Source organism: Agaricicola taiwanensis (genome assembly GCF_014635245.1).
Taxonomy (GTDB): Bacteria; Pseudomonadota; Alphaproteobacteria; order Rhizobiales; family Methylopilaceae; genus Agaricicola; species Agaricicola taiwanensis.
This window is the reverse complement of sequence record NZ_BMCP01000001.1, coordinates 1001108-1019048: the sequence shown is the minus strand read 5'-3', so window position 1 is coordinate 1019048 and position 17941 is coordinate 1001108. Positions and strand designations below refer to the sequence as shown.

Sequence of the window (17941 nt, the reverse complement as noted above, 5' to 3'; positions counted from 1 at the left end):
AGGCCGCGTGAAATGCGAGCGCTTCAGCCGAGCGCGCGCCAGCCGATGTCCTTGCGGCAGAAGCCTTCCGGCCAATCGATGGTGTCGACGGCCGCATAGGCCGCATCGCGCGCCTCACGCAGGGTCGGCGCTGTTGCCGTGACATTGAGGACGCGGCCGCCCCAGGCGAGAAGGCGGTCGCCCTCGCGCTTGGTGCCGGCGTGGAAGATCTTGACCCCGTCCCGGGTCACCGTGTCGACGCCGCGGATCTCCGAACCCTTGGGAGCCGTTCCCGGATAGCCCCTGGCTGCCATGACGACGGTGATCGCCGCAACGTCACGCCATTCCGCCGTGACGCCGTCGAGCCGGCCGTCAGCAGTCGCGACCAGGAGCGGCAGGAGATCCGACGCCAGGCGCGGCATCAGCACCTGGCATTCCGGATCGCCGAAGCGCACGTTGTATTCGATGAGCTTGGGCCCCTCACGTGTCAGCATCAGGCCGGCGTAGAGCACGCCGCGAAACGGGATGCCCAGTTTGGACATGGCGCGAGCCGTCGGCTTCACGATCTCATCGATGGCGCGCGCTTCAAGCTCCGGCGTCAGCACAGGCGCCGGCGAATAGGCGCCCATGCCGCCGGTGTTCGGCCCCTCATCGCCGTCGAAGACGCGCTTGTGGTCCTGCGCGCCGCCGAGCGAGATCACGGTCTCGCCGTCGACCAGGCAGAAGAGGCTGGCCTCTTCTCCCACCATGCACTCCTCGATCACCACGGTGGCCTCGGCGTCGCCCGCTTCGGCAAAGAGCGCATCGACGGCGGCTTCCGCCTCCTCGATGCTGGCGGCGACCGTCACGCCCTTGCCGGCGGCGAGGCCATCCGCCTTCACCACGATGGGCGCGCCTTCGGCCCGGATATAGGCCTTGGCGCTCCCCGCGCTGTTGAAGCTCTGATGGCGGGCGGTCGGGATGCCATATTCGGCGCAAAGTTCCTTGGTGAAGACCTTGGAGCCTTCCAGCTGAGCGGCGGCCTTGGTCGGGCCGAAGACGCGGATGCCGGCGATGCCGAGGTCGTCCACGAGACCGGCCACCAGCGGCACTTCCGGCCCCACGACGACGAGGCCGATCTCCCTGTCGCGGCAGAAGTCGGTGACAGCGCCGTGATCAGCCACATCCAGTGCGACAATATCCGCGTGATCGGCTATGCCGGGATTGCCCGGCGCGGCGTAAAGCCTCGTGAGCTCCGGGCTCTGCGCCAGCTTCCAGGCCAGCGCGTGCTCGCGTCCACCGCTGCCGATCAGGAGTATGTTCATGGGCCTTCCGTTCCTTCATATTCCGGTCCAAGGTCGCGGACCTTTTAACCGGCTCGCGCCGCGCCGTCACCACGTCATCTCAGGCCCCTATGACTGATCTTGCCCAGCCCGCCACCAATGCTCCGGAAATCTCCGTTTCCGACCTTTCGGCAGCGCTCAAGCGCACGCTGGAGGATGCCTTCGGCTATGTCCGGGTGCGCGGCGAGATCTCCGGCTTCCGCGGGCAGCACTCCTCCGGCCACTGCTACTTCTCGCTGAAGGACCAGAACGCGAAGATCGATGCCGTCTGCTGGAAGGGCACCTATTCCCGGCTGCGCCACAAGCCCGAAGAAGGGCTGGAGGTCATCGCCACCGGCCGCATCACGACCTTTCCTGGCAAATCCGCCTATCAGATCGTCGTCGATACGCTGGAGCCGGCAGGCGCCGGTGCACTCATGGCACTGCTGGAGGAACGCAAGCGCAAGCTGCAGGCGGAAGGCCTGTTCGAAACCGCGCGCAAACGACCCCTGCCCTATCTGCCGCGCGTGATCGGCGTCGTGACCTCGCCGACCGGTGCCGTCATCCGCGACATCCTGCACCGACTGGACGACCGCTTTCCCCGGCGCGTGCTGGTCTGGCCCGTGCGCGTGCAGGGCGAAACCAGCGCCGCCGAGGTGGCCGCCGCCATCCGTGGGTTCAACGCGCTGAAGCCGGGCGGGAGCATCCCGCGTCCTGATGTGCTGATCGTCGCGAGGGGCGGCGGGAGCCTGGAAGACCTCTGGAGCTTCAATGAAGAGGTGGTGGTGCGCGCCGCGTCCGAAAGCACCATCCCGCTGGTCTCGGCGGTGGGCCATGAGACCGACACCACGCTGATCGATTTCGTCTCCGATCGCCGGGCACCCACACCGACAGGCGCGGCCGAGATGGTGGTTCCGGTGCGCAGCGAACTGGTGGCGACGACGGCGGACCTCGGCGGACGCCTTATCGGCGGCCTCACGCGGCTGGTCGAGCGCCGGCGCTCGGAGCTTCGCGCCGCCACGCGCGCCTTGCCGACGCCGGAACGGCTGATCGGCCAGCCACGCCAGCGGCTCGATCTTGCGACGGCACGGCTGAAGCCGGCGCTCAACGCCGCCGTGCATCAACGCCGCATCCGGCTCGCCACCGTGGGCGGACGCCTCAACCAGGATGCTCTGAGAGGCCAGATGGGCCGCAGCCGGGACCGGCTCGGCAATGCCGCCCAGCGCCTGCGCCAGGCGCTCACCGCCCGCACCCATCGTGCCGCCGATCGGCTTGCTCCGCTCGCCTTGCGCCTCAACGCCGACCTCATCCGGCGCGGCGTCGAACAGCGCCGCCAGAAGCTCGAGCAGGTTTGGAAGCTCGTGGGCGCCTATTCACACGAAAGCATCCTGGAGCGCGGCTTCGCGCTGGTCCTCGATACGGACGGCCATGTGGTTCGCCGCAGTGATGCGGTGTCCCCGGGCTCGGCTCTGACGTTGAAGTTCCACGATGGTGAGGTTGGCGCCACGGCGGATGGTGCCGAGGAGCCTGTCCCCGGACAGCAGCCGAGCGCGTCCCCGGCGGCATCCTCTGCAAGGACGGCCATTCGGCCAAAGCCCAAGGCGGGTCAGGGGGACCTCTTCGGCTGAGCGGCTGCGGCCGTCAGATCTGCCAGATCAGACGCTGCGACCAGCCGACGGGCGGCTGCTTGGCCTGGGCCAAAAGCTCCGAGAACACGGCCGGCGCGGGGGGATGGCCGAGATCGGGACCATGGATGCCACCCGTCATGAAGAGGCAATCGACGCCGATGCTGTTGGCGCCGGCAAGATCGGTGCGCACCGCATCACCGACGGCCAGGACGCGCGAGCGATCGACCTTACCACCACGGATGGAGGCGGCGATCTCGAGGGCTTTCTCATAGATGGCCGGATAGGGCTTGCCGAGCCAATCCACCGCGCCGCCCATTTCCTCGTAAAGATCGGCGATCGCGCCGGCGCACCAGACAATGGTGCCGCCACGCTCCACCACCCTGTCCGGGTTGGCGCAGATCATGCGCACCTTGTGCTGCAGCAACACCTCAAGTGCGTCGCGATAGTCGTCGGGGCTCTCGGTCTCGTCGTTAAACAGGCCGGTCACCACCGCGATCTCGGCGTCTTCCACAGCGCCGCGTTCGATCTTGATGTCTTCAAACAGGGTGTAGTCGCGGGCGGGGCCGATGTGATGAACCAGCTTCGCGCCGGATTTCACCAGAGCCTCGCGTGTCATGTCACCGGAGGACACGAAGCCGTCCCAGGCCGTGCGGGGAACGCCGAACTCATCAAGCTGCGGGACCACGCCCGCACTCGGTCGGGGCGCGTTGGAGACCAGCACCACCGCTCCGCCGGCTTCCCGGAACCTCGTCAATGCCTCACCCGCCTCACGCCAGGCGCGGGCGCCGTTGTGAAGCACGCCCCAGACATCGCAGAGGATGACGTCATAGCGCGAGGCGATGGTGGCGAGGCCGGTTTCGGCAGGAAGAAGAGACTGGTTCATGGCCGCGTTGATGGCGAGGAACCCGCGCAGCGTCAAGAGTTATGACCCACCCCGGTCAAACCCGACGGGCAAATCCCTGTCCGTAACGTTCCGGCCGAAGGGCGGGCCTGGGTGCGGGTTGCTGCGGCCGGACATTGGCGCTGATGGGCCCCCGCTGCAAAGGGGTGACAGTAGCTGCCGGTGCGGCGGGCCGCGCCTGCTCGAAGATTTCGCTGCGCACGGGGCGCGGCGGTCCGAACAGCAGCCCTTGAGCGTGTGCGATGTCGAAATCGAGCAGGTCGGCAACGGTCGCTTCTGTTTCGACGCGCGTCGCGATGAAGGAGATGCCGTGCCGCTTCAGGAGCCCCGGAACATCCGCGGGGTGGATCTCCGAAGTCACCGATGCAGGGTTGAGGATCACGTCGGCCGCGACCTTGGCGTAGCGAACGCCGAGCTCATTGAGCGCCCTCGGGTCGAACGACAGATCGGTGACATGGTCGACGCCGAAGCGGAAGCCGCGTTCGACAAGCCCCTGCAAAGTCTCATGTTCCAGCGCACCGAGATGGGAGAGCGACTCCTGCCGCAGCAACATCACGATCCGGCCCGCCTGGTCACGCCAGCCCTCGAGCATGGCAGCCAGTCCGGTGAAGGCGGTATCGTCGGCCAGCATGGCCGGCGAGATGGAGACGAAGAGACCGAGATCCCGACCGCGCTCCCGAAGGCGCTCGGCGATCATCAAGCCGCGTTCGATGACGAAGCGGTCGATGGCGGGAGCAAGACCGCCCGCCCGCGCCGCCGGCAGGAATTCCATGGGCATGCGCGTGCGGCCATCGGTGTCGCGCAGACGCGGGCTCGCCTCATAGAAGAGGATCCGGCGCTGCGGCAAGGCGACGATGGGCTGGAGGTGGATCTCGATCCGATCCTCGGCCATGGCACGACGAACGGCTTCTACTTCTACTGTGCCGGCGGAACCGCTGGCCATGCCGCGAGGCGCTTTCTCGGCGCGCGTGACGGGTGCGGGAGCCGCAGCAACGGGCGCAGAGGCTGCGGGTGCAACGCTCGGCGCGGGCACCGCGACGGGTTCAGGCGCACGGCGCAGCTCGGCGCGGATCTCCGACACGGCGGCGGGCAAGGGATCGGCATGCGCCCCGTTGAGCATCGAGGGCGTGCGGGCAAGGCGCGTCTCGCCACGCACTTCCGGCGCGGCCAACGATTCCGGCGCCGGCACATTGGTGATGGCGGCTTCGCGCAATTTGCCGATAGCCTGATCATGAGCGTCGATCTGCTCGGCAAGCTGCGAGATGAGCCCGCCGATCTCCGCGATCTCCTCCGACACCGGCTCGACCACCACACGGGCGCTGTCGCGCATCATGGCTTCATGATGTGCGAGGCGCTCCTCGATCGCCTGAATCCGGACCCAGATGTCGTGATTGGAGCGGCCAGGCTCGACCCGCACCTGGGGCTTCTCCAGCCCGTTGCGGGTGAAAACCGCTTGCAGCAGCCCCAGGATGGCGAGGGAACCGAGGCCGACGAACATGGCGTCGCCCAGCGTCAGGCCGAATCCGGACATGGAAATGACCGCGAGCGATACCGCAACCATGACCATGCAGAGCGCCACGAAGATCGTAGCGGATTTTCCCATGAACCCCAAACCCAGAAGCCGTTAACCTCTTGTTCACTATCAGTGATTCGAGGGGTTTGGGCCACGGATAGAGATTATGTCCACAAGATGATCAGCCGGCTGTGGCTTTTGGGAATCACTGGGCGGTCGCCTTGATGACGGCGGCGGTCTTCTCGAACAGCTCGGCGATCTGTGCCTCCGAGATGATCAGAGGCGGTGTGATCGCCAGCGTGTCGCCCGTCACCCGCATCATGATGCCCTCATTGTGAAAGCCCCGCTCGATGGCCTCGAAGCCGCGTTTGCCCGGCTGATCGGCGTGACCCTGAAGATCGATGCCGGCTACAAGGCCAATGGTGCGGATGTCGAGCACGCCGGACAGGTTCTTCAGCGCCATGGCGGCATCGGCAAAAGCCGGTTCCAGCTCCCGCGCCCGCTCGAAGAGCCCCTCGTCGCGATAAAGGTCGAGCGTGGCGAGGCCCGCAGCCACCGCCAGCGGATGAGCGGAATAGGTATAGCCATGGAAGAGCTCCACCATGTGCTCGGGGCCCGTCATGAAGGCATCGTGGATGGGTTTGCTGACGAGAACGCCGCCCATGGGAACCGTGCCCGATGTCACGGCCTTGGCGAAGACGATCATGTCCGGCTGGACCCCGAAGCGCTCGGCCGCGAAGGATGCGCCGAGGCGACCGAAGCCGGTGATGACCTCGTCGAAGATGAGGAGGATGCCATATTTGTCGCAGATGGATCGAAGCGCCCGGAGATATCCCTTCGGCGGCGGCAGAACGCCGGTGGAGCCCGCCATGGGCTCGACGATAACCGCGGCTACGGTCGAGGCATCGTGCAACGCCACGATACGCTCAAGCTCGCCCGCCAGGTGGGCTCCCCATTCAGGCTCGCCGCGCGTGAACGCCTGCTCGTCGCGATTGTAGGTGGCGGGCAGATGATCAACCCCTGAGAGGAGGGTGCCGAAGCGCTTTCGGTTCGTGACGATGCCGCCGACCGAGATGCCGCCAAAGCCGACGCCGTGATAGCCGCGCTCGCGCCCGATGAGGCGGGTGCGCGTGCCCTCCCCTTTCGCGACGTGATAGGCCAACGCGATCTTCAGCGCGGTGTCGACGGCCTCCGAGCCGGAATTGGCGAAGAAGACATGATCGAGGTCGCCGGGAGCCATGGCGGCGAGGCGTGCCGCGAGCGTGAAAGCCTTCGGGTGGCCGTATTGGAAGGAAGGCGCGTAATCGAGCTCGGCGGCCTGGGCCTGGATCGCCTCCACGATGGGCCGCCGGGCGTGTCCTGCGTTGCAACACCACAGACCGGAGGCACTATCGAGGATCTTCTGGCCGTCCGGCGTCTCGTAGTGCATGTCCTTGGCGCGCGACACGATCCGGGGCCGCTTGCGAAAGGCCCGGTTCGCCGTGAACGGCATCCAGAAGGCGTCGAGGTCATTGGGGCGGCTCTGGTCCGCATCGGCGGCAAGCATCATCGCTTCGTTTCTCCGCGAAAACCATCCTGACGGCGCGACATGCAGCGCGCCGCTCACGATCAGCTGCACAGCCTGACAGCAGCCGCCGCCACATGCAAACGGACCATCTACCGCAACGCCAATCCTGGGCGTCCGCGACAGCCGCCGAGTGATCATGACCTGCCGAGGCGCTGCTGCCCTTGCGGTCCGCCCCTCTTGCGCGTTAGGACGCGGGGCTTCATCCCCATATGCATAAGAGCAGAGCCATGTCCGACACCGACCGCCTGAAAGCCCGCAGCCCGCGCGGCTTCGCCGACCGCGGCGCGGCCGAGCTTTCCGCCACCCGCGCCATGATGGAGGCGATCCGGCAGGTCTATGAGCTGTGGGGCTTTGAAGAGGTGGAAACGCCCTTCGTGGAATACACCGATGCGCTCGGCAAGTTCCTGCCGGACCAGGATCGGCCGAACGCCGGCGTCTTCTCCTTCAAGGACGACGACGAACAGTGGCTGAGCCTTCGCTATGACCTGACGGCGCCGCTCGCCCGTTTCGTGGCGCAGAATTTCGACGCGCTGCCCAAGCCCTACCGCAGCTATCGCTCCGGCCCCGTGTTCCGCAACGAAAAGCCGGGCCCGGGCCGTTTCCGGCAGTTCCTGCAGTTCGACGCCGATATCGTGGGCGCCGCCAGCGTCGCCGCCGATGCCGATATCTGCATGATGGCAGCCGATACCCTGGAAGCGGTGGGCATCGCTCGCGGCGACTATCTCGTGAAAGTGAACAACCGCAAGGTGCTCGACGGCGTGATGGAGGTGGTGGGGCTGAGCGGGCCGGAAAACGCCGCCCGCCGTCTCATCGTGCTGCGCGCCATCGACAAGCTCGACCGGCTCGGCGTGGAAGGCGTGCAGGCCCTGCTCGGCGCCGGCCGCAAGGACGAGAGCGGCGACTTCACCAAGGGCGCGGGGCTGTCGGAAGAGCAGATCGTCAAGATCATCGCCTTCGTCACCGCGCAAAGCAGCGATACCGTCACCACCATCGCCAACCTGGGCACGCTGGTGGTGAATTCGGAGATCGGCGAGGCCGGGGTGGCCGAACTTGCAGAGATCGCGGGTCTTGTCGCGGCTGCCGGCTATGAGGACCGCGTGCGGATCGATCCGTCCGTGGTCCGGGGCCTCGAATATTACACCGGCCCTGTCTATGAGGCTGAACTCACCTTTGAAATCACCGATGAGGACGGCCGTCTCGTGCGCTTCGGATCCGTCGCCGGCGGCGGACGCTATGATGGTCTTGTCGCGCGTTTCCGTGGTGAGCCGGTGCCTGCAACCGGCTTTTCCATCGGCGTCTCGCGCCTGCAGGCCGCGCTCGCGGCGCTTGGGCAGGACCAGCGCGCCACCGGGCGTGGTCCGGTCGTGGTGCTGGTCCTCGACCGCGATCACCTGGCCACCTACCAGGCGCTTGCGCGGGAATTGCGGGATGCCGGTATCCGCGCTGAAATCTATCTCGGCTCATCCGGCATGAAGGCGCAGATGAAATATGCCGATCGCCGCCACGCCCCGGTTGCGGTTATTCAGGGATCCGATGAACGCGAACGAGGCGAAGTGACGATCAAGGATCTCGTCGCCGGAGCGCGCCTGGCTCAAACCATCACCGATCGGGCTGAATGGACCGAGGCCCGTCCTGCCCAGATCACCGTTCCCAAAGAAGAAATGGTCGGCGCAATCCGCGATATACTTGGCGCGTCCAGCAACGTTACCTGATGGGGTAAGCGCCTCTTTTTTGAGTCGCAAAGGCTGCAACCGCGCCCGTCGGGGCGCCTTTCCGGAGCGTCCAAAAAGCGCAAAATCATCTTATTTTTCAATGTTTTAATTGCTCCATAGTGCATACAACCGCTTTACTTCAACTTCTGATAGAAGTATTTGCACCGATTTACCATATCGTTAAGATTTCGTTACCAACTGTTGTCGCTATTGAAATTTGTTGTCATGATCCCTTGCATCAGATGGAGGGCATCATGAGTGAGAATTTAATGAAGGTTGAAGCACCGACGCTTGATCGAAGCGTCGATCACGACATGGCCATGCGCCGTCCGGCACGTCCGGATGGCATGAACGGCCGGTCGCCGAAGCCGCTGAAAGCGGCCTTCCTCGCCATTCGCGAGGATCTGGAACGCCGTTCGCGTGAATGGGTCACCGTTGCCCATCTCGTCGAGCAGAACCGCCTGCATCTCGCCGCGGCCGAGATCGAGCGGGATGCGGCCTACAAGCTCCTGGCCGAGATCGTGCCGACCGTCGAAGAGACGGCCCGCGCCCTCAAGTCGGCCATGGAAACCAACAAGGACAGTGATGTCCCGGGCGATCTCAAGGCTCTGTTCGACAACAGCGATCGTGCACTGGAGCGTCTGGAGCGTGTCGCTTCCGATCTCAGCGCCCAGCTCGCCTGGTGCCGCTCGACGTGGGAGCAGTACTCCTCGACCGTCGAGCGCGAGAAGGAGCTTCGCGCGCAAATGCTGGGCAATCGGGGCGCCTGAGGTCCAAGCTACGACCCGGACCTATCGGCGTCGCACGCCTCTCACCGTCGGGCGACGCCAGCCGTGGCCCTCCCTCGGTGGGTCCGGGCATCGTCTGGAGGGAGGAGCCCGCACTCTTCCCTCCAGCATATTTTCAGGCGGCTTCAAGCCGCCTGAATTGTTTCCAGGGCCAGCAGGATCTCTTCGTCGGTGGCCAGGAACAGAGCCTTCTTCACCTTGACGGCTTCCGTGCGCCGCCCGGCGCGCAGGATGAGGACGACTGTCTCCGCGCCGCCGCAGCCGGGGTCACCGCAGGCGATTTCGCTGACGGTCACCGCGTCATGTTCGCCGAGCGACAGATGTTGCCGCACCAGCGCCGATACATGCGCACGTGCCTGTTCTGCCGCTTCGTCGCGGCGCCGGCCAAGAGAAAACAGTCCCATGCGGGGCACTTTAATCTCAGGCGGCGCTGCGGCGCCAGAGCGGGAACGGATCGGGCAGATCACGCCACCGAGAAGGCTCGAACCGCTCCAGCGTCCCCAAAAGGCAGCCATCAAGTGCGGCTCTCATGGCGGCTTCATCCATATCCTGACCAATGAAGACGATCTCCTGGCGGCGATCGCCCCAGATCTCGCTCCAGTTCCGGTGCAGGAGCGAGCGCCATTCATCCGACCCCGGCCACCGCGCCTGCGGCACCGCCGCCCACCAGAAGCCCATGGCCTCAGTGCGGCAAACCGCGCCGGCGATCGAGAGCTCGCCAACCCAGTCCGGCCGCGTCGCCAGCCAGAAATGTCCTTTGGCGCGGATGAGGCCTGGCCAGGTCCGGCCGAGAAAATCATTAAACCTTACAGGATCGAATGGCCTGCGGGCGCGGTAGACGAAGCTGGCGATCCCATATTCCTCGGTTTCCGGCACGTGGTCGCGAAAGCCATAGAGCTCTTTTGCCCAGAGCGGGTGTTCCTCCGCCCGATCGGGATCAAACAGGCCGGTATCCAGCACCTTCGCCAACGGCACCCGGGAATGATCCGCCTCGATCAGGTGGGCATCGGGATTTAGCGAACGAATGATCGTCCGAGCGGCTTCAAGCTCGGCAGGTTCAGCGTCAGAAACCTTGTTCAGCACGACCACGTCGCAGAATTCGATCTGATCGGTCAGAAGATCGGCCAGCGTCCGTTCATCTCCCTCCCCGAGGTGCTCGCCTCGCTGATGGAGCCGGTCATGGCTGCCGAAATCACGCGCAAGATTAATGGCGTCCACCACGGTGACCATGCAGTCGAGGCGGGCTATGTCCTCCAATGCAGCGCCCTCTTCGTCGCGAAACGAAAAGGTGGCTGCCACCGGAAGCGGCTCCGAGATACCAGTGGACTCGATGACGATGGCATCGAAGCGACCAGCTTCCGCCAGGCGGCGCACCTCCTTCAAGAGATCTTCCCGGAGCGTGCAGCAGATACAGCCGTTGGTCATCTCCACCAGCGTCTCTTCCGTCCGGGCCATATCCACCCCGCCGCGCACGAGATCGGCATCGATGTTCACTTCCGACATGTCATTGACGATCACGGCGATCCGGCGGCCCTCGCGATTGGCAAGCATGTGGTTGAGGAGCGTCGTCTTTCCCGCGCCGAGGAAACCGGAGAGAACGGTGACGGGAATGCGATCATCGCCATGCCTCCGAATGCCGGGAGTGACCATAAGACTAACCTCCATCAAATGATATGTTATAATGTAACATATCGGGCGCGCCTCCGCAGGGCAAGCAAGGCTGCGGGAAAAACGGTCGCGCCCTGCGCTTTGTCCTGCTAGAACCCCGGCGCATCACGGGTTTTCAAAGAACGACGTTTCATGTCCTCCCCTCTCTCCAACGATGCGCTGCTGGCACGGCTTGAAGGCACGGGCTACGTGCGGGTCGAGCCTCCGGTGCTGCAGCCTGCCGGCGTTTTCCTCGATGTCTCGGGCGAAGACCTGCGGCGGCGCATGTTTCTCACCTCCGGTCCTGATGGCCGTGAGATGTGCCTGAGGCCCGATCTCACCATCCCGACGGCACGGCTGCATCTCGGCTCGACCCGCGCCGGTGGGGATGCTGCCTATTGCTATCTCGGCTCGGTCTTCCGTTTCCGCAGCGAGGCCAGCGCCGAATTCACGCAAGCTGGCATCGAGATCTTCGGCCGCCCCGACCGCGAGGCCGCCGATGCGGAGGTTATCGGCTGCGCCGCCGATGCGATCCTGGCCTGCGGCATAGACGATCCGCTGGTGCGTATCGGGGATCTTGCTCTCATGGGCGCCGTGATCGAGGCGCTGGGCCTGCCCAAGGCCTGGGTGCGCCGCTTGATGCGCGATGCCACCCGCGGCGGCACCGTCGAGGAGACCCTTGATGCGCTGATCGCGTCCCGCGAGGGCGCCGAACGCGCGGCCTTCCTTGCCGCGCTCGATGGCAGCCATCCGGAAGCGGCCAAGGCCGTGGTGGAAGATCTTCTCGCCATTGCCGGCATATCGACCGTCGGCGGACGCTCGGTTTCCGACATCGCGGAACGTTTTCTCGATCAGGCCCGACAGCGGGCGGGGGCCGACCTCTCAGCGGAGAAGCGCGCGGCGCTGTCCCGCTTCCTCTCCATCGAGGGCACGCTTTCCTCGTCGATCAAGGAACTTCGCGCGCTCCAAAGGGACACCGGCCTTGCCATGGGCGCGACGCTCGATGCCTTCGAGAGGCGCGCGGACCTCATGTCCTCTCGCGGCCTGACCTCTGATCGCGTCACCTTCGCGGCCCGCTTCGGCAGGGCTGTCGGCTACTACACCGGCTTCGTCTTCGAGTTTCATTCGGCCACCTCCCTGGCGCTCGGGCCGCTCGTTGGCGGCGGGCGGTACGACACGCTGATGACCACGCTCGGCGCGCCGCAGCCGGTGCCCGCCGTAGGCTGCGCCTTCTGGATCGAGCGCCTGCAGGAGGCCGGACGATGACCGACGCACCGCTTCTTCTCGCCGTGCCTTCCAAGGGGCGGCTGCAGGAAAATGCCATGGGCTTCTTCGCGCGCGCCGGCCTGCCCCTGGTTCAGTCCCGCGGTGCGCGCGACTATCGGGGCGCCATCGCCGGCGTCGCCGGTGCAGAGGTTGCCTTCTTGTCGGCCTCTGAGATCGCCTCCTCCCTTGGGCAGGGGACGGTTCATCTCGGCATCACCGGCGAGGATCTCCTGCGTGAGGACATGGATGACGCCGATGCGCGGCTTCTGTTCCTGGAAAAGCCTGGTTTCGGTCCGGCCAATGTGGTGGTTGCGGTGCCGGCCGCCTGGATCGACGTGCGCGACATGGCTGATCTCGACGATGTCGCCACTCATCTCAGGGCAAAGCGCGGCCGCCCGCTCCGGGTTGCGACCAAATATGTCAACCTGACGCGCGGGTTCTTCGCCCGCCACGGCATCGTGGACTACCGCATCGTGGAAAGTGCGGGCGCCACGGAAGGCGCGCCGGCCGCCGGCGCGGCCGACATCATCGTCGATATCACCACCACAGGCGCAACGCTTGCCGCCAATGCTCTCAAGATTCTCGATGATGGCATCATGCTGAAAAGCGAGGCCAATCTGGTGGCATCGCTGCAGGCCGACTGGTCGCAAACGGCGCGTGAGGCGGCCCGCACCATCCTTGCCCGCCTCGGCGCGGCCGCGCGCGCCCGCGCGGTAAAGGAGGTTCACGCCCGCCTTCCGATCGATGATGGCGCCGTCAGCGTCGAGGCTGCGGATCGCTTCGGCGCCACAGCGCCGTTCGGTGCGCCCGAAGGAGGCTTGCTCGTGCTGCATGTGCCCAATGCGCAGGTCTATGCCTTGGCCGACTGGCTGATGAACAAGGGTGCCGAGGCGGTGTCAGTGGCGGCCCTCGACGAGGTTTTCGACGCACGGAATCCGCTTTGGCAAAGACTTGTGGCGCGCCTCAACGGCTGATCCGTCATCCACGGATCAAAGGCCTGTTCTGAAAAGACGGCTACCGAAACCGGTTTTCCTAAGGCAGAACTGCCCACACAAGACGCCATACGGAGGATCACCATGACCGAGCTCACGCTGGAGACTGCCCGCAAGATCATCGCCTGCGGTTTTGCCAAGGCCAAGGATGCCGATATGAAGCCGCTCGGCATCGTGGTTCTCGATGCACGTGGCGCGGTCAAGGCCGTCGAAATGCAGGATGGCACCTCGCTCATGCGTTACGAGGTCGCTCATGGCAAGGCCTATGGTGCCCTGGCACTTGGCATGGGGTCACGCGCGATATTCAAGCGCGCCCAGGAGCAGGCCTTCTTTGTTGATGCCGTGAACACGCTGGCGCAGGGGCGGATGGTGCCCGTGCCCGGCGGTGTGCTGATCCGCGACAAGCAGCGCATCATCGGCGCGGTGGGTGTCTCGGGCGAGACATCGGACAATGATGAAATCGCCGCAATATCGGGGGTTGAGGCGGCCGGCTACACCGCCGACGCAGGCTGACCGGACAAGCCGGATCGAGCGCGGCCGGTGTTGTCGGCGGCCTGGCTGACTCCGCCGATGTTCATCGTCATATCCTGGCGCGGTCGGCAAGAGGTTTCAAGCAGTCTCCGTAGTGACTGTCCCCTGTTCCTCCATCATCGCGGAGATAGCACCGGCTCACACTTGATATGCTGCACTGCAGCATCCACTTAACGGAGGTGTATGAGAACAGGACCTTCGGATGAGCGGCCTTGGCATGAATCTGGAAGCGCTTCGCCGCTATCGGCAGCGGTGGGAGCAACTGTCGCAAGGCATCACCATGGAAGAGGTGGGCGCCAGACCTGGACAAGGGACGCGCCTGACGGAAGTCCGGCGCTTCGGCAGCAATCCGGGTGCCTTGCGCATGAAGTGCTATGTGCCGGCGGCCGCGCTGAAGAGCATTCCGTTGGTGGTCGTCCTTCACGGCTGCCAGCAGGACGCCGAAGCCTATGATCGCGGCACCGGTTGGACGCGCCTTGCCGACGCCGCAGGTTTCGCGGTGCTCTATCCGGAACAGCAGGCGGCCAACAATCCAAAGAACTGTTTTTCCTGGTTCCAGCCCGGCGACACCCGCCGGGGAGCGGGCGAGGCCCTTTCCATCCGCCAGATGATCGACGCCATGGTCATGAGGCATGACATCGATAAGGATCGTGTTTTCATCACAGGCCTGTCGGCCGGGGGCGCCATGACATCCGTGATGCTGGCGACCTACCCTGAAGTCTTCGCTGGCGGCGCCATCATCGCCGGCCTGCCCTATGGGGCGGCCCGCACAGTCCAGCAAGCCTTCGAAGCGATGTTCAAGGGTGCGAACAACTCCGGCAAAGAGCTTGGCGGATGGGTTCGAGCCGCATCCACCCATCGTGGTCCCTGGCCGCGCGTGTCCATCTGGCATGGCACTGCGGATACAACAGTCGTTCCATCAAACGCCCGCGAAACCTTGAAGCAGTGGCTGAATGTCCACTCTCTGCCTGACATTCCGTCGGCAGAGGACAGAGCACTGGGGTATCGCCGACGGCAGTGGTGTGATGCCGAGGGCAAGACATTGGTCGAGGATTGGATCATCGATGATCTTCCCCATGGCACCCCTCTCGATGCACAGGGGGGCGCCGAGTTCGCTGGCCCGTATCTGCTTGACGCCGGCATTTCCTCTACATGGCATATCGCCCGCTTCTGGGATCTGACGGCAGAGATGCCGCCCAGCTCCGCCAAATCCTGCGGTGCGCCGAAGCGCCGGCACCTGTCTCCCGCGCCCGAGGCTGGACCGTCGGGCGTTCAGGCGACCATCACCAAAGCCTTGAAAGCCGCTGGTTTGTTGCGTTGACTAGAGCGGCGGCAACGAGAGCCATTCGGATAGGGCCTGGACGACATCGGTGACCGCCACCGAAGCCAGGATCATTCCCATCACGCGGCTGATGATGCTGGCACCGGCATCGCCGATCAACCGCTGCAACCTGCCCGCCAGCATGAAGATGCCGAACTGGATCGCCAGGACGAAGACCATGACCAGCCAGGTCATGGTCTGATCCGCGACGTTGTGCCGGGCGTCATCCGTCAGCAGCACCACTGCGAGCATGGCGCCGGGGCTGGCAATGGCGGGCACGGCAAGGGGAAACACCGCCTTCTGCCGCGGCGACTGCACCGCAAGCGGCAGATCGGCCTCTTCCTTGGCAGGGCCAAAGATCATCTGCAGGGCGAAGATGAAGAGCACGATGCCGCCGGCGATCTGGAAAGCGCGCAACGGCACCTCCAGCATGGCGAAGAGAAGCTGCCCGCCGACGAGGAAGGCCGTCAGGACACAGAAGGCCACACCCACGGCCCAGATCGCCGTCTGCCGCCGATGGTGATCGGCCAGACCGGCGGTGACCGCCAGGAAAATCGGCAGCGAACCAATCGGGTCAATCACGACCCAGAGCGTTATGAACTCGGAGATGCGATCCTGGAGCATGGGCCTACCACGGGGTGCAGGGACGCATTGATAAACAAAAGGGCCGCCCGAAGGCAGCCCTTTCGCATTCGCTGAGGCCGGTGGATCAGAAGTCCATGCCGCCCATGCCGCCCATGCCGCCGCCCGGCATTGCCGGAGCGCCCGAGTCCTTCTTGGGAGCATCGGCGATCATGGCTTCCGTCGTGATCAGGAGCGAGGCAACGGATGCTGCGTCCTGAAGCGCGGTGCGGACAACCTTGGTCGGATCCACGATGCCGGCCTCGATGAGGTCGACGTAGGTCTCGTTCTGAGCATCGAAACCGAAGGTGGTGGAGGCGTTCTCCAGAACCTTGCTGACGACGATCGAGCCTTCGACGCCGGAGTTAGAAGCGATCTGGCGGATCGGAGCCTCGACCGCGCGACGAACGATCTTGATGCCGGCCTGGATGTCCGGGTTGTCGCTCGTCAGATCGTCGATAGCCTTGCGAGCACGCAGGAGAGCCGTGCCGCCGCCGGGGACGATGCCTTCTTCGACAGCCGCGCGGGTTGCGTTGAGTGCATCGTCAACGCGGTCCTTGCGCTCCTTGACTTCGACTTCGGTTGAGCCACCGACGCGGATGACCGCAACGCCGCCTGCGAGCTTGGCGAGACGCTCCTGCAGCTTCTCACGATCGTAGTCAGAGGTGGTGTCTTCGATCTGAGCCTTGATCTGAGCGACGCGGCCTTCGATGTCGGACTTCTCACCAGCGCCGTCGACGATGGTGGTCTTTTCCTTCTCGATCACGATCTTCTTGGCGCGGCCGAGCATGTCGAGCGTGACATTCTCGAGCTTGATGCCGACGTCCTCGGAGATCACGGTGCCGCCGGTGAGGACGGCGATGTCCTCAAGCATGGCCTTGCGGCGATCGCCGAAGCCCGGAGCCTTGACGGCTGCGACCTTGAGGCCGCCACGCAGCTTGTTGACGACGAGGGTGGCGAGAGCCTCACCCTCCACGTCCTCGGAGATGATGACGAGCGGACGCGAGGACTGCACGACGGCCTCGAGGACCGGGAGCAGAGCCTGCAGGCTGGAAAGCTTCTTCTCGTTGATGAGGATGTAGGGATCCTCGAGATCAGCAATCATCTTCTCGGCGTTGGTGATGAAGTACGGCGAGAGATAGCCGCGGTCGAACTGCATGCCTTCGACGACTTCCAGCTCGGTCTCGGCGGTCTTGGCCTCTTCGACCGTGATGACGCCTTCGTTGCCGACCTTCTGCATCGCCTGAGCGATCATCTGGCCGATTTCCTTCTCGCCATTGGCAGAGATGGTGCCGACCTGCGCGACTTCCTCAGAAGACTTGATCTTCTTGGAAGCGGCCTTCAGCTCCTCGATGACCTTGCCCACGGCGAGATCGATGCCGCGCTTCAGGTCCATCGGGTTCATGCCCGCGGCGACGGACTTCGCGCCTTCCTTGACGATCGCCTGTGCGAGAACCGTCGCGGTGGTGGTGCCATCGCCAGCAATGTCGTTGGTCTTCGAGGCCACTTCGCGCACCATCTGGGCGCCCATGTTCTCGAACTTGTCCTCGAGCTCGATCTCCTTGGCGACGGTCACGCCGTCCTTGGTGATGCGAGGCGCGCCGAACGACTTCTCGATCACGACGTTGCGGCCCTTGGGACCGAGGGTGACCTTCACGGCGTTGGCGAGAGTGTCGACGCCGCGCAGCATCTTCTCGCGCGCATCGGCGGAGAAACGTACGTCCTTGGCAGCCATGTCTCAGCTCCTTGATGTGTAACTACGGATTGTAACGGTGAAGAGCGGCCGGCCTCAGCCGATCACGCCCAGGATGTCGGATTCTTTCATGATCAGCAGCTCTTCGCCGTCGATCTTGACCTCGGTGCCGGACCATTTGCCGAAGAGCACCTTGTCACCGGCCTTGACGTCGAGCGGAACGAGCTTGCCGGCTTCATCGCGGGCGCCGGAACCGACAGCGACGATCTCGCCTTCCTGCGGCTTTTCCTTGGCCGTATCAGGGATGATGATGCCGCCCTTGGTCTTCTCTTCGGCCGTCAGGCGACGGACAACCACGCGGTCGTGCAGCGGACGGAATGTCATAGGAGTCTTCCTCTTCATACGCGTCTTGTGAACGCGGACCGAACCTAACTCTGGTGCTTTAGCACTCTCTACCGAAGAGTGCTAGCAGCGCCGAGAT

At 64.8% G+C, this 17941-nt stretch carries 16 protein-coding genes; 7 read left to right on the top strand and 9 right to left on the bottom strand.

Going from position 1 to position 17941, the window contains the following annotated elements:
- Window positions 1-23: 23 nt before the first annotated feature.
- Window positions 24-1283: a phosphoribosylamine--glycine ligase gene (gene purD / locus IEV58_RS04785; protein ID WP_188408522.1), complete on the bottom strand. Its 1260-nt coding sequence runs from the start codon at window positions 1281-1283 to the stop codon at window positions 24-26.
- A gap of 89 nt (window positions 1284-1372) precedes the next feature.
- Here purD and xseA point away from each other — a divergent pair, with 89 nt between their 5' ends.
- Window positions 1373-2908: an exodeoxyribonuclease VII large subunit gene (gene xseA / locus IEV58_RS04780; RefSeq protein ID WP_188408521.1), complete on the top strand. Its 1536-nt coding sequence runs from the start codon at window positions 1373-1375 to the stop codon at window positions 2906-2908.
- A 13-nt stretch (window positions 2909-2921) separates the two neighbouring features.
- Here xseA and IEV58_RS04775 read toward each other — a convergent pair whose 3' ends face one another.
- The 3 genes from IEV58_RS04775 to aptA form a co-directional block, all read right to left on the bottom strand.
- Complete coding sequence (locus tag IEV58_RS04775; protein WP_229729185.1) at window positions 2922-3827, bottom strand: TIGR01459 family HAD-type hydrolase; 906 nt, start codon at window positions 3825-3827, stop codon at window positions 2922-2924.
- A gap of 19 nt (window positions 3828-3846) precedes the next feature.
- Window positions 3847-5412 carry an EAL domain-containing protein gene (locus IEV58_RS04770; protein ID WP_188408520.1) on the bottom strand — a complete coding sequence of 522 codons (1566 nt, stop codon included), beginning with the start codon at window positions 5410-5412 and terminating at the stop codon, window positions 3847-3849.
- A 115-nt stretch (window positions 5413-5527) separates the two neighbouring features.
- Entirely contained in the window at window positions 5528-6871 is a 1344-nt protein-coding gene (gene aptA / locus IEV58_RS04765) for an omega-aminotransferase AptA (RefSeq protein WP_188408519.1), read from the bottom strand.
- A 245-nt stretch (window positions 6872-7116) separates the two neighbouring features.
- On the opposite strand from aptA, the gene hisS reads away from it, so the two are divergent.
- Both hisS and IEV58_RS04755 read left to right on the top strand, forming a co-directional pair.
- Window positions 7117-8601 (top strand): histidine--tRNA ligase, encoded by a 1485-nt coding sequence (hisS, locus tag IEV58_RS04760; RefSeq protein ID WP_188408518.1) that lies wholly within the window; start codon window positions 7117-7119, stop codon window positions 8599-8601.
- Window positions 8602-8855: 254 nt separating this feature from the next.
- A complete protein-coding gene (locus IEV58_RS04755) occupies window positions 8856-9371 on the top strand; it encodes a hypothetical protein (RefSeq protein WP_188408517.1) in 516 nt (171 codons plus the stop codon).
- Between the two features lie 143 nt (window positions 9372-9514).
- Here IEV58_RS04755 and IEV58_RS04750 read toward each other — a convergent pair whose 3' ends face one another.
- Both IEV58_RS04750 and zigA read right to left on the bottom strand, forming a co-directional pair.
- Complete coding sequence (locus IEV58_RS04750; RefSeq protein ID WP_188408516.1) at window positions 9515-9793, bottom strand: hypothetical protein; 279 nt, start codon at window positions 9791-9793, stop codon at window positions 9515-9517.
- 16 nt (window positions 9794-9809) lie between these two features.
- On the bottom strand, window positions 9810-11039 hold the full coding sequence (gene zigA / locus IEV58_RS04745; protein WP_188409088.1) for a zinc metallochaperone GTPase ZigA: 1230 nt from the start codon (window positions 11037-11039) through the stop codon (window positions 9810-9812).
- 150 nt (window positions 11040-11189) lie between these two features.
- On the opposite strand from zigA, the gene IEV58_RS04740 reads away from it, so the two are divergent.
- The 4 genes from IEV58_RS04740 to IEV58_RS04725 all read left to right on the top strand — a co-directional run bounded on the left by IEV58_RS04740 (window position 11190) and on the right by IEV58_RS04725 (window position 15146).
- Entirely contained in the window at window positions 11190-12302 is a 1113-nt protein-coding gene (locus IEV58_RS04740) for an ATP phosphoribosyltransferase regulatory subunit (protein WP_188408515.1), read from the top strand.
- The gene (gene hisG / locus IEV58_RS04735; RefSeq protein WP_188408514.1) at window positions 12299-13276 is read left to right on the top strand and encodes an ATP phosphoribosyltransferase; all 978 of its coding nucleotides are present in this window, start codon (window positions 12299-12301) and stop codon (window positions 13274-13276) included. Before IEV58_RS04740 ends, hisG begins: the two co-directional genes overlap by 4 nt.
- Window positions 13277-13378: 102 nt before the next feature.
- A complete protein-coding gene (locus IEV58_RS04730) occupies window positions 13379-13807 on the top strand; it encodes a GlcG/HbpS family heme-binding protein (protein ID WP_188408513.1) in 429 nt (142 codons plus the stop codon).
- A gap of 220 nt (window positions 13808-14027) precedes the next feature.
- Window positions 14028-15146, top strand: coding sequence for an extracellular catalytic domain type 1 short-chain-length polyhydroxyalkanoate depolymerase (locus IEV58_RS04725; RefSeq protein ID WP_188408512.1), 1119 nt, complete (start codon window positions 14028-14030; stop codon window positions 15144-15146).
- Here IEV58_RS04725 and IEV58_RS04720 read toward each other — a convergent pair whose 3' ends face one another.
- From IEV58_RS04720 to groES, 3 genes are all read right to left on the bottom strand, one after another.
- Window positions 15147-15770 carry a MarC family protein gene (locus tag IEV58_RS04720; protein ID WP_188408511.1) on the bottom strand — a complete coding sequence of 208 codons (624 nt, stop codon included), beginning with the start codon at window positions 15768-15770 and terminating at the stop codon, window positions 15147-15149.
- An 85-nt stretch (window positions 15771-15855) separates the two neighbouring features.
- The gene (gene groL, locus IEV58_RS04715) at window positions 15856-17502 is read right to left on the bottom strand and encodes a chaperonin GroEL (RefSeq protein ID WP_188408510.1); all 1647 of its coding nucleotides are present in this window, start codon (window positions 17500-17502) and stop codon (window positions 15856-15858) included.
- 54 nt (window positions 17503-17556) lie between these two features.
- Window positions 17557-17844: a co-chaperone GroES gene (gene groES, locus IEV58_RS04710; protein WP_188408509.1), complete on the bottom strand. Its 288-nt coding sequence runs from the start codon at window positions 17842-17844 to the stop codon at window positions 17557-17559.
- Between the last annotated feature and the right edge of the window lie 97 nt (window positions 17845-17941).

Coding starts and splice junctions, on each gene's coding strand:
- purD (WP_188408522.1), bottom strand. CDS start 1,283: ATGAACATACTCCTGATCGGCAGCGGTGGACGCGAGCACGCGCTGGCC.
- xseA (WP_188408521.1), top strand. CDS start 1,373: ATGACTGATCTTGCCCAGCCCGCCACCAATGCTCCGGAAATCTCCGTT.
- IEV58_RS04770 (WP_188408520.1), bottom strand. CDS start 5,412: ATGGGAAAATCCGCTACGATCTTCGTGGCGCTCTGCATGGTCATGGTT.
- aptA (WP_188408519.1), bottom strand. CDS start 6,871: ATGATGCTTGCCGCCGATGCGGACCAGAGCCGCCCCAATGACCTCGAC.
- hisS (WP_188408518.1), top strand. CDS start 7,117: ATGTCCGACACCGACCGCCTGAAAGCCCGCAGCCCGCGCGGCTTCGCC.
- IEV58_RS04755 (WP_188408517.1), top strand. CDS start 8,856: ATGAGTGAGAATTTAATGAAGGTTGAAGCACCGACGCTTGATCGAAGC.
- IEV58_RS04750 (WP_188408516.1), bottom strand. CDS start 9,793: ATGGGACTGTTTTCTCTTGGCCGGCGCCGCGACGAAGCGGCAGAACAG.
- zigA (WP_188409088.1), bottom strand. CDS start 11,039: ATGGTCACTCCCGGCATTCGGAGGCATGGCGATGATCGCATTCCCGTC.
- IEV58_RS04740 (WP_188408515.1), top strand. CDS start 11,190: ATGTCCTCCCCTCTCTCCAACGATGCGCTGCTGGCACGGCTTGAAGGC.
- hisG (WP_188408514.1), top strand. CDS start 12,299: ATGACCGACGCACCGCTTCTTCTCGCCGTGCCTTCCAAGGGGCGGCTG.
- IEV58_RS04730 (WP_188408513.1), top strand. CDS start 13,379: ATGACCGAGCTCACGCTGGAGACTGCCCGCAAGATCATCGCCTGCGGT.
- IEV58_RS04725 (WP_188408512.1), top strand. CDS start 14,028: ATGAGCGGCCTTGGCATGAATCTGGAAGCGCTTCGCCGCTATCGGCAG.
- IEV58_RS04720 (WP_188408511.1), bottom strand. CDS start 15,770: ATGCTCCAGGATCGCATCTCCGAGTTCATAACGCTCTGGGTCGTGATT.
- groL (WP_188408510.1), bottom strand. CDS start 17,502: ATGGCTGCCAAGGACGTACGTTTCTCCGCCGATGCGCGCGAGAAGATG.
- groES (WP_188408509.1), bottom strand. CDS start 17,844: ATGACATTCCGTCCGCTGCACGACCGCGTGGTTGTCCGTCGCCTGACG.